At 45.9% G+C, this 14018-nt stretch carries 12 protein-coding genes and 5 tRNA genes; 2 read left to right on the forward strand and 15 right to left on the reverse strand.

The genetic code is table 11. The features are described 5' to 3' along the window. Nucleotides 1-3: 3 nt before the first annotated feature. From leuS to L8G48_RS01270, 8 genes are all read right to left on the reverse strand, one after another. On the reverse strand, nt 4-2580 hold the full coding sequence (leuS, locus tag L8G48_RS01235; RefSeq protein WP_248262798.1) for a leucine--tRNA ligase: 2577 nt from the start codon (nt 2578-2580) through the stop codon (nt 4-6). Between the two features lie 36 nt (nt 2581-2616). Next, nucleotides 2617-2814, reverse strand: a complete 198-nt coding sequence (locus L8G48_RS01240; RefSeq protein ID WP_248262799.1) for a hypothetical protein — start codon at nt 2812-2814, stop codon at nt 2617-2619. A 90-nt stretch (nt 2815-2904) separates the two neighbouring features. Continuing rightward, complete coding sequence (lnt, locus tag L8G48_RS01245) at nt 2905-4416, reverse strand: apolipoprotein N-acyltransferase (protein WP_248262800.1); 1512 nt, start codon at nt 4414-4416, stop codon at nt 2905-2907. Next, nucleotides 4416-5303, reverse strand: coding sequence for a CNNM family magnesium/cobalt transport protein CorC (corC, locus tag L8G48_RS01250; protein WP_248262801.1), 888 nt, complete (start codon nt 5301-5303; stop codon nt 4416-4418). Before corC ends, lnt begins: the two co-directional genes overlap by 1 nt. Continuing rightward, nucleotides 5300-5791, reverse strand: coding sequence for an rRNA maturation RNase YbeY (ybeY, locus tag L8G48_RS01255; RefSeq protein WP_248262802.1), 492 nt, complete (start codon nt 5789-5791; stop codon nt 5300-5302). The genes corC and ybeY overlap by 4 nt, the downstream gene beginning before the upstream one ends. Then, complete coding sequence (locus tag L8G48_RS01260; protein ID WP_248262803.1) at nt 5791-6780, reverse strand: PhoH family protein; 990 nt, start codon at nt 6778-6780, stop codon at nt 5791-5793. Before L8G48_RS01260 ends, ybeY begins: the two co-directional genes overlap by 1 nt. Before the next feature lie 15 nt (nt 6781-6795). Then, nucleotides 6796-8235 carry a tRNA (N6-isopentenyl adenosine(37)-C2)-methylthiotransferase MiaB gene (miaB, locus tag L8G48_RS01265; RefSeq protein ID WP_248262804.1) on the reverse strand — a complete coding sequence of 480 codons (1440 nt, stop codon included), beginning with the start codon at nt 8233-8235 and terminating at the stop codon, nt 6796-6798. A 79-nt stretch (nt 8236-8314) separates the two neighbouring features. Next, nucleotides 8315-9184 (reverse strand): DMT family transporter, encoded by an 870-nt coding sequence (locus tag L8G48_RS01270; RefSeq protein WP_248262805.1) that lies wholly within the window; start codon nt 9182-9184, stop codon nt 8315-8317. A gap of 105 nt (nt 9185-9289) precedes the next feature. Between L8G48_RS01270 and L8G48_RS01275 the strand changes: the two genes are divergently transcribed. Then, the gene (locus tag L8G48_RS01275) at nt 9290-10432 is read left to right on the forward strand and encodes an FAD-dependent oxidoreductase (protein WP_248262806.1); all 1143 of its coding nucleotides are present in this window, start codon (nt 9290-9292) and stop codon (nt 10430-10432) included. A gap of 74 nt (nt 10433-10506) precedes the next feature. Here L8G48_RS01275 and L8G48_RS01280 read toward each other — a convergent pair. The 7 genes from L8G48_RS01280 to L8G48_RS01310 form a co-directional block, all read right to left on the reverse strand. After that, nucleotides 10507-10593: transfer RNA gene (locus L8G48_RS01280), tRNA-Leu, on the reverse strand. A 14-nt stretch (nt 10594-10607) separates the two neighbouring features. Continuing rightward, nucleotides 10608-10682, reverse strand: a tRNA-Gln gene (locus L8G48_RS01285). Nucleotides 10683-10719: 37 nt separating this feature from the next. Then, nucleotides 10720-10794, reverse strand: a tRNA-Gln gene (locus L8G48_RS01290). A gap of 21 nt (nt 10795-10815) precedes the next feature. Continuing rightward, nucleotides 10816-10900 (reverse strand) — tRNA-Leu (locus L8G48_RS01295). Nucleotides 10901-10919: 19 nt separating this feature from the next. Next, nucleotides 10920-10996, reverse strand: a tRNA-Met gene (locus L8G48_RS01300). A gap of 144 nt (nt 10997-11140) precedes the next feature. After that, nucleotides 11141-11809 carry an SDR family oxidoreductase gene (locus tag L8G48_RS01305; RefSeq protein ID WP_248262807.1) on the reverse strand — a complete coding sequence of 223 codons (669 nt, stop codon included), beginning with the start codon at nt 11807-11809 and terminating at the stop codon, nt 11141-11143. 24 nt (nt 11810-11833) lie between these two features. Then, complete coding sequence (locus tag L8G48_RS01310) at nt 11834-13216, reverse strand: class II fumarate hydratase (RefSeq protein WP_248262808.1); 1383 nt, start codon at nt 13214-13216, stop codon at nt 11834-11836. A gap of 171 nt (nt 13217-13387) precedes the next feature. Here L8G48_RS01310 and L8G48_RS01315 point away from each other — a divergent pair, with 171 nt between their 5' ends. Beyond that, nucleotides 13388-13990: a methylamine utilization protein gene (locus L8G48_RS01315; protein ID WP_248262809.1), complete on the forward strand. Its 603-nt coding sequence runs from the start codon at nt 13388-13390 to the stop codon at nt 13988-13990. Nucleotides 13991-14018 lie beyond the last annotated feature (28 nt).

Consider the following 14018-nt stretch of genomic DNA (forward strand, 5'->3'; position numbering starts at 1 on the left):
AGATTATCCGACAACAATGTTGAGGATTTTCCCCGGGACATAGATTTTTTTGCGAACCTCTTTACCCTCAGTGTACTTTTGCACAGCCTCCTCATCAAAAGCGAGCTGTTCAACTTGTTCAGCAGATGCGTCGGCCGGTACCGTCAACTTAGCCCGGACTTTACCGTTAATCTGCACGACAATCAGCTTTTCCTCTTCAACCAGTGCACTTTCATCAACCGTTGGCCAGTCGGCGAAAGACAGTGGTTCCTGATGCCCAAGTTCTTGCCATAACTGCTCGCATATATGCGGCGTGATAGGCGCAAGCATACGCACCATAGCATCAATAGACTCAGCTAATACCTGACGGTCGGCATCGCTTTCCAGAGGTGCTTTTTGGAGATGATTGAGTAACTCCATAATAGCCGCTATGGCAGTGTTAAAATGCTGGCGTCGACCCATGTCGTCACTGACTTTAGCGATGGTTTTGTGCAGTTCGCGGCGTAATTGTTTTTGACTTGTGTTGAAACTTTGACCCGAGCAAGCGCCGCCGGCGTTAGTCAGGTCATAAGTTAACTTCCATAAACGTCGTAAAAACCGTTGTGCACCTTCAACGCCGGAATCTGACCATTCCAGCGTCATTTCCGGTGGTGCGGCAAACATCATAAACAAACGCACAGTATCGGCTCCATAGCGCTCGACCATGGTTTGAGGGTCAATACCGTTATTTTTCGATTTTGACATCTTGCTCATGCCGCCGATACTAACCGGTTGACCGTCTTGCTTATGTTTTGCTGCAGCAATAGCGCCTTTCTCGTCCCGCTCAATGTTAACGTCAAGAGGTGATACCCACTGCTTACCGCCTTTTTCATCTTCGCGGTAGTAACTGTCAGCAAGAACCATACCTTGACATAATAAGCGCTTGAAAGGTTCGTCAGATTCAACCAACCCGGTGTCGCGTAGCAGTTTATGGAAAAAGCGAGCGTATAATAAATGCAAAATCGCGTGCTCAATACCACCAATATATTGATCAACGGGTAGCCAGTAATTCGCTTTTTCCGGATCTAGCATGGCGTCATCGGTTTGCGCGCTGCAGTAACGGGCGTAGTACCACGACGACTCCATAAAGGTGTCGAAGGTATCGGTTTCGTGTTCAGCGGGCTGGCCATTGTATTGGGTTTTACGCCATTCAGGGTCAGATTTTATGGGTGAGTTAACACCATCCATAACCACATCTTCTGGCAGCCTAACCGGTAACTGGTCTTCTGGTACGGGGACTGATTCACCATTTTCCAGATTCAACATAGGAATAGGGGTTCCCCAGTAGCGCTGACGAGAAACGCCCCAGTCGCGTAAGCGGTAATTGACTTTACGCTCACCAATGCCTTTTTTATTTAATTCAGCAGCGATAGCATCAAAGGCCTGAGCCGAGCTCATGCCATTGTATGAATCTGAATTAATGACGGTGCCTTTTTCAGTGATTGCCGCTTTTTCGATATCGCTGTCGCCGCTTATGGGCTGTATTACCGGGCGAATCTCCAGTTGGTATTTTGTGGCAAACTCCCAGTCACGCTGATCATGCGCAGGCACCGCCATAACAGCACCGGAGCCATAATCCATTAAAACAAAATTAGCGACCCAAACCGGAATTTCTTCACCCGTCATGGGGTGAATGGCTTTAATACCGGTATCCATCCCCAGTTTTTCCATGGTCGCAATATCGGCTTCTGCAACTTTGCTGTTTTTACAGTCTTCAATAAAATTAGCCAGTTCAGGATTGCTCTTTGCCGCTTCAATGGCTAAAGGGTGTTGTGCGGCAACGCCCATGTAGGTTACACCGTACAACGTATCCGGACGGGTCGTATAAACGCGCAGGGTTTGCTCAAGCGAAGTAACGTTAAAATCAATTTCAACACCCTCAGAGCGCCCAATCCAGTTGCGCTGCATTGCCTTGACTTGTTCTGGCCAACCGTCAAGCTGATCAAGGTCGTCTAAAAGTTCTTCAGCGTAATCAGTTATTTTGATAAACCACTGCGGAATCTCTTTTTGCTCTACTTTCGCACCGGAACGCCAGCCGCAACCATCAATGACCTGCTCGTTGGCCAGTACCGTTTGATCAACCGGGTCCCAGTTAACGGTGGCATTCTTTTTGTAAACCAGCCCTTTTTCGTAGAGTTTGGTGAAGAACCATTGTTCCCAGCGGTAATAGTCGGGAGAACAGGTTGCCAGTTCACGGGTCCAGTCATAGCCAAAGCCCAGGCTTTTAAGCTGATCACGCATGTAATCGATATTCTGGTAAGTCCATTTTGCGGGCGCGGTTTTGTTTTGTATCGCGGCGTTTTCAGCAGGTAACCCAAAAGCATCCCAGCCGATAGGTTGCATAACATTTTTTCCAAGCATACGCTGGTGACGACTGATGACGTCACCTAAAGTATAGTTACGTACATGCCCCATATGCAGCTTACCACTGGGATAGGGGAACATAGACAGGCAATAGAACTTATCTTTACCGGATTGTTCTTTTGCTGTAAATACGTCTTGTTCCTGCCAGCGTTTTTGCATGGCAGATTCGATTTTGCTCGGATTGTATTGTTCTTGCATAATTCCTGCTGATTCCGGTTGAATTTAAATATCGGTTTAGCTAATTGCGTACCACATAAGAAACATAATGACTATTCCAGCCAGACCAAAAAAAACGCTCTCAAAAAATGAACGTTGTTTAACTTCGGCCGGTTCTGATTTATCAATGGCAAACAGCATGAGCCAGGAGCTTAACCCAAGACCACCAGCGGCAATAAGCACAGCAAAAAGAATGGCATCAAATATATTTTCCATAGTAGTATCCCTGTAGAAAAATGGAAAAAAAACAGCAACAAATTTAGTTTTGTCTGGAGCGCATAGTGTACTGATTTTAAGAGCTGATGACTATGTTTTAGGGTTTTTCTTAGCACGTTTTGTAGCGAATATTGGTAACAACCCAAACAGAGCGAGAATTATGGCACCCCAGTTCCCAATTTGATTAAATATTGTTGAGCCCCTAACGGGGTAGACATTGGCAGACAGTGCAGTGGCTTTAAACTGAGGTGCCAGGGCAATATAACGGCCGAATTCATCAACCGCAGCTGTGACACCATTATTCGTTGCTCTTAACAGTGGCTTTCCCATTTCCATAGCGCGCATGCGAGCTATCTGCATGTGTTGCCAGGGGCCGTGAGAGTCGCCGAACCAAGTGTCATTGCTAAGGGTAACTAAATAGTCTGTATCGTCGTAGGTATTACTCCGAACTTGTCCGGAAAACGCAATTTCGTAGCATATTGCCATGGCTAAATTACTGCCATTAGCTTTGAGGTTGGGTTGTTGATAACTGCCCCGGCTAAATGACGACATGGGCAAATTGAATAAAGGAGCTAACGGTCGCAGCAAGTCTTCGAAAGGAACAAACTCGCCAATAGGAAGCAGTTGATGCTTTTGGTAGCGGTTCGCATTGCCATAATTATAGCCTTGATTATCCAGCACAATAACAGAGTTATAGAAATCATCATTCAGCCTGTCGTAGTCGATAATTCCAGTTATTAACGCCGAATTATTGATACTTGCTGACTTCTCGACGGTATTAAGTACGTCGCTTGCATAAGGCTCAAGTGCTGTAATAGCCGATTCAGGCCAAATAACTAAGTCGTGGTCAAATTGAGGGCGAGTTAAGTCCAGGTAACGCAAAATGTTCGGCCATTGCTGCTCTGCCTGCCACTTTAAAGATTGTTGAATATTGCCTTGTACCAGCAGTACTGACATTGACTCAGTGTTTCTCTCAGTCGACTGTATTTTGGGAAATATTGCAGCACAAGTGAGTAAAACGAGTGGAATTATCAATAGCGCCGGTTTTTTGTTTCGCAGAGCAACCACCACCGCAATGGCAGTAAACCATAAGGCAACGGTAATACCGGTTTCTCCAATAACGGAGGCGAGTCCGCCGAAAATGCCATCAGTTTGACTATACCCCAGGCTAAGCCAGGGAAATCCGGTAAATAACCAGCCCCGCAAGAGTTCAGCGATAAGCCAGAAAAAGGGCAGACTGAAGCGCCACGCAAATTTACGGTGCGAGAGCTTTTGCCAGCACCAAAACGCTATGGCCGGAAACAACGCCAAATAAGCAAATAAAAGCACCAGAAGTAGCAGGGTTATCGGAAGCGAGACGCCGCCATATTGATCAATACTGACGTAAATCCAGCTTAAACCGGCCCCAAACCAACCCAATCCAAACACGAAGCCGGCGCGGAATGCGCGTCTGGGGGCAAGTGGCCAGATGAGTTTGACGACTAAAGGCAATATGACAAAGGGCAGCCAATGCCAGTGAAAAGGCGAATAAGCGAGCGTCAGGAGGGCGCCGCAAAGTAATAAAAGAACAGAGTGAAAAGCGCTTCCTAAAGGCTTTCTCATTACTGTGCGGACTCCGAAGTGGTGCCTGTGTCAGAGTTTAAGCTTACTTGTAGTTGCTGAATACGTCTTTTATCTGCGTTGGTAACTTTAAACCCCATATTACCCAAGGTGACTTCTTCGCCCGCTTGAGGTAAATGGCCAAAACCGTGAGCAACCAAACCGCCGACAGTATCGTGCTCTTCATCACTGAAATTAGTGTCAAAGTACTGATTAAAATCTTCAATGGTGGTTAAGGCTTTAATGGAATAGCGGCTTGGGCTAAGACGACGAATGCTGATTTTTTCATCATCCCCCTGAGCGTCTGTTTCGTCTTCAATTTCACCAACAATTTCTTCTAAAATGTCTTCAATAGTTACCAGGCCGGAAACGCCGCCATATTCATCGACTACAATAGCCATATGATAACGATTGGAGCGAAACTCTTTGAGTAACACATCAACTCGTTTACTCTCAGGAACGATGACCGCGGGGCGCATAACCTTTTCAAGTGAAAAGACCTGATCAGTCATATTAAAGCCGTGAGTCAATAAATCTTTAGCGAGCAGAATGCCTTCAACATGGTCTTTGTTATCGGTAACAACAGGATAGCGGCTGTGCTGAGATTCAATAACGATAGGTAAGAATTCTTCAACACTCTGATGGATATCTATAGTGACCATCTGAGAGCGAGGGATCATGATATCGCGGACTTTGAGTTCGGCAACATCAAGTACGCCCTGGATCATCTCTCTGGTATCGCTGTCTATCAGGTCGCGATCTTCGGCGTCCTGAATTAAATCGACGAGTTCTTCTCTGCTTTTCGGCTCGCCGGCAAATACTTGTAAGAGTTTTGCTGCCCAGGATTTTCCCGACGAGCCGTTGGCTGAGTGGGGGTTGTCGTCGCTCATTGAGTATTAAGCTCCATGTTGTCTGTCGTTTGGTACGGGTCTGTTATTTGCAGACGCGCTAAGACGTTACGTTCAATTTGTTCCATTTTATTTGCTTCGTTATCTTCAATATGATCGTAACCTAATAGGTGGAGAGTACCGTGTATGACCATATGCGTCCAGTGGTCAATAGCTGACTTTTGTTGTTCTTTAGCCTCATCTTCAACGACGGTTTGACAGATAACCAAATCACCTAAAAGCGTGACGGGTAATTCCACCGGACTATTGAACGGGAAGGATAAAACATTGGTTGCGTAGTCTCTGTTTCGAAACTGACTATTTAACTGTTGAGCTTCTTCTTTTGCGACGATTCGCACAGTCAATTCAACCGCTTTTTTATGTTGTTGTAGATAATCTAAGGTCGTTACCACCCAGGTATGGATAGCTTCTTCGTCCGGGGCATTGGCAATGCCGTCCGCTAATTGATAATCGAGGATAAGATCAGTCATTAGCTTTTATCAAATTCTTCGTAGGCTTGAACAATTCGTTGCACCACCGGGTGGCGTACCACATCACCCGCCTGAAAAAAGGTGAAGCTGATATCAGGGACTTTATTGAGTACCTCAATAGCGTGTCTCAGTCCTGAACGCTGTCCCCGGGGTAAATCAACCTGAGTGATGTCACCAGTAATAACCGCCCGGGAATTAAAGCCGATACGGGTAAGAAACATCTTCATTTGTTCACAGGTGGTATTCTGGCTTTCATCTAAAATGATGAAAGCATCATTCAGCGTGCGGCCACGCATATAAGCTAGTGGAGCAACTTCTATAACATTCCGTTCAATCAGTTTCTCAACTTTTTCAAAGCCCAGCATTTCAAATAAGGCGTCATATAAAGGACGTAGATAGGGGTCTACTTTTTGCGCTAAGTCACCTGGCAAGAAGCCTAATTTCTCACCGGCTTCAACGGCCGGACGTGTTAAAAGAATACGGCGAACTTCCTGACGCTCGAGAGCGTCGACTGCGCATGCTACCGCCAGATAGGTTTTACCGGTACCTGCGGGTCCAATACCAAAATTAACATCGTGAGCTAAAATGGCCCGAACATAACCAGCCTGATTATGATTACGAGGTTTGATTAAACCTCGTTTGGTTTTGATATGAGTCATTTTTTCGGCAGCAGGGTCACCTTGGTTTTCGCTTTGTTCAAGAACTTTTGCCTGCTGAATCGCTAGATGTACCTGCTCAGGTTCGATCTGACCTTCTTTGCCTTTGACGGTTGCGGTTTCAACGTATAAGTCGAGTAGCAATTTATGTACAGCGCTCACGCTGGCAGGGTGACCGATCAATCGAAATTGATGTCCCCGATGCGTAACCTCTACACCCAGACGACGTTCAACATGCTTTAGGTTTTCATCTAAAGGTCCGCAGAGATTGGAAAGCCGACGTGAATCTGTCGGCTCTAGTTCAAAATCAAGTGTCTGTGTTTGTGGACTCAATCGTTTCCTCTCTACTTAACTGGCTTGTCGAGGTATCTGAACAACACCTAACTGGTCTGGCTCGCTCGACTTACCTCGCTGCAAAATAGTTTCTGGTGCAGTATCAACACGAAGTCCCATATCGGCTTCTTCCCGAATTAACTCTCCACGCAGAGAGTTAGGGAGAACTTCCGTGATACGTACATCAACGAACTGCCCAATCATGTGGGGTTGACCAACAAAGTTTACAACCCGGTTATTTTCAGTGCGTCCGGTCAGTTCCATAGGGTTCTTTTTCGACGGTCCGGTAACCAGAATGCGTTGTTCGGTTTCCAGCATACGCCGGGCGTGAGCCAGAGATTGTTGGTTCAATCGCTGCTGTAACAGTTGTAAGCGCTTCTTCTTTGTTTCTTCAGTGATATCATCGGGTAAATCGGCTGCCGGAGTTCCGGGCCGGGCACTGTAAATAAAGCTGAAGCTCATATCGAAGTCAATGGCCTGGATAAGATCCATGGTCGCTTCAAAATCCGAATCACTTTCACCGGGGAAACCAATGATAAAGTCTGACGACATGGCGATATCAGGACGTGCTTTTTTAAGGGCTCGTATTTTTGATTTATATTCCAGTGCCGTGTGACCACGCTTCATCATGGTTAATATTCGGTCGGAGCCACTTTGTACCGGTAAGTGTAAATGACTGACCAGTTCCGGAATGGTTTTATAGGCTTCGATAATGTCGTCGGTAAATTCAACCGGATGCGACGTGGTATAACGGATGCGGTCGATACCATCAATTGCGGCCACCATATGGAGTAACTCAGCAAAGCGGCAGACTTCACCGTCGTAATGCTCTCCGCGGTAGGCGTTAACGTTTTGCCCTAATAGGTTAACTTCGCGAACGCCTTGTTCTGCCAACTGTGCAATTTCATAAATGACATCGTCAACCGGGCGGCTAACTTCCTCACCGCGGGTGTACGGCACAACGCAGAATGAACAATATTTACTGCAGCCTTCCATGATAGAAACGAAAGCGCTGGCACCGTCGGCCTTTGGTTCAGCAAGGCGATCAAACTTTTCAATTTCCGGAAAAGACACGTCAACCATTGGTGTATGAGTTTTACTAACCTGATTGACCATTTCTGGCAAGCGGTGCAGTGTTTGCGGGCCAAAGATAATATCGACAAAAGGCGCCCGGGCACGAATTTCATTACCTTCCTGAGAAGCAACGCAACCGCCAACACCAATCAATAAATTGGGGTTGTTCTTTTTAAGGTTTTTCCAGCGTCCCAGCTGATGAAATACCTTTTCCTGAGCCTTTTCACGGATGGAACAGGTATTTAACAGAATTAAGTCTGCATCTTCGGCTTCTTCGGCGACATCGTAGCCGTGGGTTGAATGCAGCAGCTCCGCCATTTTGGTGGAATCGTACTCATTCATTTGGCAGCCCCAGGTTTTGATATATAACTTCTTACTCATGACCACTCGATGATTGTTGAATTTCGTATAAGACGCTTATTTTATCGTGTATTGGGGCAGATTGCCAAGTTTGCAGTGATTAACTTTTGCGCCGTGTACGTATGGCAAAATAGCCCGCAACAACAATGATTAACGCACCCCATAACATATGCCAGGCGAGATCCTCACCAAACAGCCAGTAACCGAGCAATGCCGCAAATAGAACCGAGCTGTAGGTAAATACGCCAACTTTCGCTGGTGGAGCAATGGAAAAGGCTTTGGTCATTGCCAGCTGACCATAGACAGCAAGTAAGCCCAAAGCGATAACGCCAAGCCAATGCTCAGTTGGAATAGGTTGCCACAACCACAGCAATGGAATGCCAGATGCAAGGGTTGCCAGAGTGGAAAAGTAAAACACAATTTTACTGGTGGACTCGGTATCAGACATACGGCGGATGACGGTTTTGGTGAATGCTGCTAAGGCAGCGGCTAAAAAAGCTAAACCAATAACCGGAGAAAGTTCGCTGTTCATGGGATCAAGAAATATGAAGACACCCATGAAACCCAGTGCGATAGCCAGCCAGGTTTGTCTTGCGACATAATCTTTTAACCAAAGCCAGCCAATGACCGGAATTAAAAAAGGCGATAATAATAGAACCAATGTTGCCTGTGCCAGTGGAATCGTCGCAATGGCATAAAAGAACAAGTACATTGCACCAATGCCAGCGGCGCCACGAACAAGATGCAGCTTTAAGCGTTGAGTTTTTAAGTTACCCAGCCCTTTACGCCATAGCCAGGGGAGTAGCACAAGAAAGGCCATTAAATTTCTAAAGAACACCAATTGTTCAAAGGGCTGATCCTGACTGATGTACTTTACCAGAGCGCTAACGCCGGCAAAACTTGCTTCGGCACTTAAAATAAGCACAGAAGCTATAATAACCGCTTTTTGTGAGCCTTCCCGAGTCTGCATAAAAACACTCTGAACACCATTTTATTGACTATGATAACGGAAATTCTAAAGGAAATGTGTTATTTATGAGAGCTAGCAGACATGTCAGGAATGAAGGCGCAGTCTATGAAACAGCTATCCGTATTGATAAATGGCGGCGGAATGGTCGGTGCAGCAGCCGCTTTAGCATTAGCTCAGAAAGGGGTTGATGTGACTTTGCTGGAACCTAAGCCTCCGGTTGCCGATACGAATACAGACCCGGATTGGGATTTACGCATTTCTTCGGTAAATAACAGCAACTGGGAATGGTTACTGACGTTGGGTATGGGCGATTACCTGCGTCAACAGCGAATATTTGATTATCAACAATTAACGGTAACTTCGCTGGGCGGTCAAAGTTTGAGTTTTCATGCCAATGAAGCCGGCTTAAACAAACTGGGTGTCATGGTTGAAAATAACGCATTGCAATTAGCTCTCTGGGCTCAATTAAGAACGTTGAATAATGTGCATTTACTCACAGAAGAGAGCTTAGACAAGCTTGACGTTCAGGCAAAGACGGCTGTTTTAAGTCAGGGCGATAGGTTGAATTATGATCTTCTACTGGGATGTGACGGTGCCAATTCTAAAGTCGCTGAGCTGTCTGGCTTTAACTATCGCGGCTGGGACTATGATCAGCGTTGTTTATTAGCCAATGTCAGCTTAGAAAAACCAATAGAACCGGAAACCTGGGAAGTGTTTCGTCCGCAGGGACCTTATGCGTTATTACCGCTGACAGAGCAACAGGCTTGTCTAATTGACTACGGCATACGAGACGACATTAATCGGCTGGAGAGAGATAAAAAAGTGCTTGAAGCACACTTGAAGACACTATTCTCTGCCCATATTGGTGATTTTCGTTTAGACAAAAGTGCCAGTTTTCCACTGCAACGAAAGCACGCTAAAAGCTATGTGAAAGCTGAATCTATTGTCTTAATGGGTGACTCGGCGCATAGCATTCATCCGATGGCCGGGCAGGGCGTTAATCTCGGTTTTGCTGATGTTCGTTGTTTAATTGATGCTTTACAGAAAGGTTCACAGCGCTCAGCGTTAAGTCAGTATGAAAGCAAGCGTCAGCGGGAAAATGCAAAAATGATGCGGATGATGGATGCAATACAGTTTGGTTGGCGCAGCAATAACCCAATTATGCAGCTTGCAACAACAGCATCGTTGAAAGTGGCTGGTGCCCCCTGGGTAAAACGTTGGCTATTACAACAGGCTGTCGGCGAATAGCAGGCACAAAAAAACCACCTTATGGTGGCCTTTCTATTTTCCACTTTTACTTAAGCAAAAAACTTTAGTAAATATGGTGCGGAGGGGGGGACTTGAACCCCCACGTCCTTGCGGACACTAGCACCTGAAGCTAGCGCGTCTACCAATTCCGCCACCACCGCAACAGTAGTTAGTATGGCTGGGGCACCAGGGATCGAACCTGGGAATCGCGGGATCAAAACCCGCTGCCTTACCGCTTGGCTATGCCCCATCCTACTAAGATAGCAATCACTTTTGGAAACAACTAATGGCTGGGGCACCAGGGATCGAACCTGGGAATCGCGGGATCAAAACCCGCTGCCTTACCGCTTGGCTATGCCCCAATTTTAGCTGGCTCTGAGAGTTGGTGCGGACGGAGAGACTTGAACTCTCACGCCGTGAGGCACTGGAACCTAAATCCAGCGTGTCTACCAATTCCACCACGTCCGCATCATAATCAGTTAAAGGTTGGTGGCTACGGCGAGATTCGAACTTGCGACCCCAGCATTATGAGTGCTGTGCTCTAACCAACTGAGCTACGTAGCCTTACCTTTTTACTTACCGCTCTCTGTGAGTGCGGCGCGTATTATGCAAATCGCTCTGCAGCCCGTCAACCTATTTTTGAGAAAAAACGAGATTAACGAGCGTGTTTGAGCAAAAAAACAGTGATTTGCCTAAAAAGGCATCAGATCACCAGGGGAGGCCTTCTCCGTTGCTGTGGAAAAACTGTCCACTGGTGTTCAAATTCAGGTCATCAATACGCTGCATTAAACGTTCAGCTGCTGTTTCTGGTGGAATGTCGCCCGCATGGTTGACCATATCCGTTTGCACGAACCCAGGGTGCAGCAGGACAACGGCAATACCTTGATCTTTTAAGTCCAGAGCCAGCGACTTGCCAGCTGCGTTTAATGCAGCCTTTGACATTCGGTAACCATAACGACTGCCAGAACCATTGTCAGTTATGGAGCCCATACGACTGGTAATCAGTGCAACTTTACTGCCTTTATGCAGGTTAGGTAATAACGCTTCGGTGACTTTGAGTGGAGCTAGTGCATTGACTTCAAATTGAGCACGTATATTGCCCGCGTCAATTTCGCCCAATACGTCGTTGTGCAGAAGGCCCGCGTTATTAATTAATATATCAATTTTTTTATCGCCGATACTCTCAGAAAGGCGCAGAAGATCTGAAGTTTTGGTGACATCAATCCCCTCAATAATATCGACATCTAACTCAGTCAGTTGTTTTGAATTATTACGACAAACCGCTATCACTTTATAGCCCTGTTGTGCATACTGGCGCGCAAATTCATAGCCAATACCGCGGTTAGCGCCTGTAATCAGGACGTGTTGTTGACTCATTTTCTACTCCAAATTTTATAAGCGTTATTGATTAACGCCACCTTCGGTTAATTTTTTCGGATCCAACAGTTGCTCCAGTCGTTCGCGACCTAAATCGGTCATTTCGTCGGCGACATCGATAATGGCGCGACCGTCTTGATAAGCTTTTTTAGCAATTTCAGCGGCTTTATTGTAGCCAATGACAGGGTTAAGTGCCGTAACCAGAACCGGGTTTTTCGACAACGCTTGTTGCAGTTGCTCTTGGTTTACCTGAAAGTCAGCAATCGCTTTGGTTGCCAAAGCATGACAACCGTTACTGAGTAATTCAATGGACTGTAGCAAGTTATAACCAATTACCGGTAACATCACGTTTAATTGAAAGTTTCCCTGCTGTGCGGCGGTGGTAATTGTGGTGTGATTCCCGTTAACCTGCGCTGCAACCATAGCAACTGCCTCTGGAATTACGGGGTTCACTTTACCCGGCATAATGCTGCTGCCCGGCTGTAGCGCAGTTAGCTGGATTTCACCCAGACCGGCTAGCGGGCCACTGTTCATCCAGCGTAAGTCGTTACTTATTTTCAATAAGGTGGTTGCTAATGTATTGAGCTGCGCCGAGAGTTGTAAATTTAATTCTTGTCCGGCAATGCTGGTGAAAGAATTTTGTGAGCTCTTAAACTCCGTACCACTCAATTCACTCAGCGCATCTGCAAATTTAGCGGCAAACGCTTTGGGCGCATTAATGCCTGTTCCGATTGCCGTGCCACCTTGAGGCACAATACGGCTGCGTTCCAGTAATTGCGGCAATTGCTCTGATGTTACCTCTAATTGTCCGGCCCAGGCTTCTAACTCTTGTGCCATGGTCATTGGCATAGCATCCATCAAATGCGTTCTGCCGGTTTTTACCACGTCCCGTAATTCAATGGCTTTGCTATGAATGGTATCAATAAGCTTTTTCAGTGCGGGTTGTAACTGCTTCTCTACCGACAGTACACTTGAAATTTGAATGGCTGTAGGAATAACATCGTTGCTTGACTGGCTCTGGTTGACATGGTCATTGGGGGGAATTTCAACACCTTGCTGTTTAGCTAAATTGGCAATGACCTCATTCATATTCATATTAGAACTGGTGCCGGAACCGGTTTGAAAGACATCGACAGGGAAGTGTTCTAAGTGCTGCCCATGAATGATTTCTTTAGCGGCCTTTATGATGGCATCAGCTTGCTCCGTTTTTAACTGGCCGATATTGGCATTTGCATTTGCGGCGCTGGCCTTAACCATTGCAATAGCTTGTATCATTTGAGTCGGGAGTGTTAGCCCACTGATTGAAAAATTATCAACGGCGCGTTGTGTTTGCGCTGCATACAGCGCCTTTTCAGGGACTTTGATTTCGCCCATGCTGTCTTTCTCAGTGCGATAATCGTTACTCATTAGTATCCCTCCTGGTATTAAGCTTTAAGACTGAAAGCCTCTCTGTGTAGACTACCTATAATGACTCATTGTGGATCATTAATAAGTACGTCAATCATAGCGTAGTTTCATTTTTTCGGTTACGGTTAGACAAGACTTGAATACGCCGTAATAAATTTTAAGGAGCAACCTGTGAAACACTATTTTGTCGCCGCTTTCTTGTTTTTTTTAAGTGTTTCGAATGTGATTGCAGAAACCATAACGGTTGAGATTTTGGCTGCAAATGGCAAGCCATTAAAAAACGCTGCGTTATTAATTGATAAGAAGATGTTTCCAACAGAAGGTAATAAAGAGGCAATTGTTGATCAGGTTGACAAACAATTTACTCCAATAGTGAGTGCTATTGCTCTCGGAACCGACGTCGTTTTTCCTAATAGTGATAATATCCGTCACAATGTTTACTCATTTTCTGAAGCCAAAACTTTTGAATTAAAACTGTATTCTGATAAAGAACAGCCCAGCGTTAATTTTGAAAACGAAGGCATAGTCACTTTAGGCTGCAATATTCACGACCAAATGGTTGCTTATATATTGGTGAGCGACAATTATGACATTGCTGTGACGAACGAACAGGGACTCACTGAACTTAATCTGACTGAAGGTGAAAAGTTGGAAGCAATAACGGTCTGGCATCACTGGATGGGCGATAAACTGTCACAAGCTGAGAATGTGGTGTTAACAAAAAAGGCAGGGAAACTGACCGGGCAAGTTCAGGTTTCACCTCCAGAGCAATAAGAAAAAGAACCTTCACGTTTAGAACAAC

Source organism: Idiomarina aminovorans, from assembly GCF_023155095.1.
In the GTDB taxonomy this organism is placed as follows: Bacteria; Pseudomonadota; Gammaproteobacteria; order Enterobacterales; family Alteromonadaceae; genus Idiomarina; species Idiomarina aminovorans.

What these genes read in the sequence shown, in the direction of transcription:
- corC (WP_248262801.1), bottom strand. Translation starts at nt 5,303, where the DNA reads ATGAGCGACGACAACCCCCACTCAGCCAACGGCTCGTCGGGAAAATCC.
- L8G48_RS01310 (WP_248262808.1), bottom strand. Translation starts at nt 13,216, where the DNA reads ATGAGTAACGATTATCGCACTGAGAAAGACAGCATGGGCGAAATCAAA.
- L8G48_RS01270 (WP_248262805.1), bottom strand. Translation starts at nt 9,184, where the DNA reads ATGCAGACTCGGGAAGGCTCACAAAAAGCGGTTATTATAGCTTCTGTG.
- L8G48_RS01275 (WP_248262806.1), top strand. Translation starts at nt 9,290, where the DNA reads ATGAAACAGCTATCCGTATTGATAAATGGCGGCGGAATGGTCGGTGCA.
- L8G48_RS01240 (WP_248262799.1), bottom strand. Translation starts at nt 2,814, where the DNA reads ATGGAAAATATATTTGATGCCATTCTTTTTGCTGTGCTTATTGCCGCT.
- lnt (WP_248262800.1), bottom strand. Translation starts at nt 4,416, where the DNA reads ATGAGAAAGCCTTTAGGAAGCGCTTTTCACTCTGTTCTTTTATTACTT.
- ybeY (WP_248262802.1), bottom strand. Translation starts at nt 5,791, where the DNA reads ATGACTGATCTTATCCTCGATTATCAATTAGCGGACGGCATTGCCAAT.
- L8G48_RS01305 (WP_248262807.1), bottom strand. Translation starts at nt 11,809, where the DNA reads ATGAGTCAACAACACGTCCTGATTACAGGCGCTAACCGCGGTATTGGC.
- miaB (WP_248262804.1), bottom strand. Translation starts at nt 8,235, where the DNA reads ATGAGTAAGAAGTTATATATCAAAACCTGGGGCTGCCAAATGAATGAG.
- leuS (WP_248262798.1), bottom strand. Translation starts at nt 2,580, where the DNA reads ATGCAAGAACAATACAATCCGAGCAAAATCGAATCTGCCATGCAAAAA.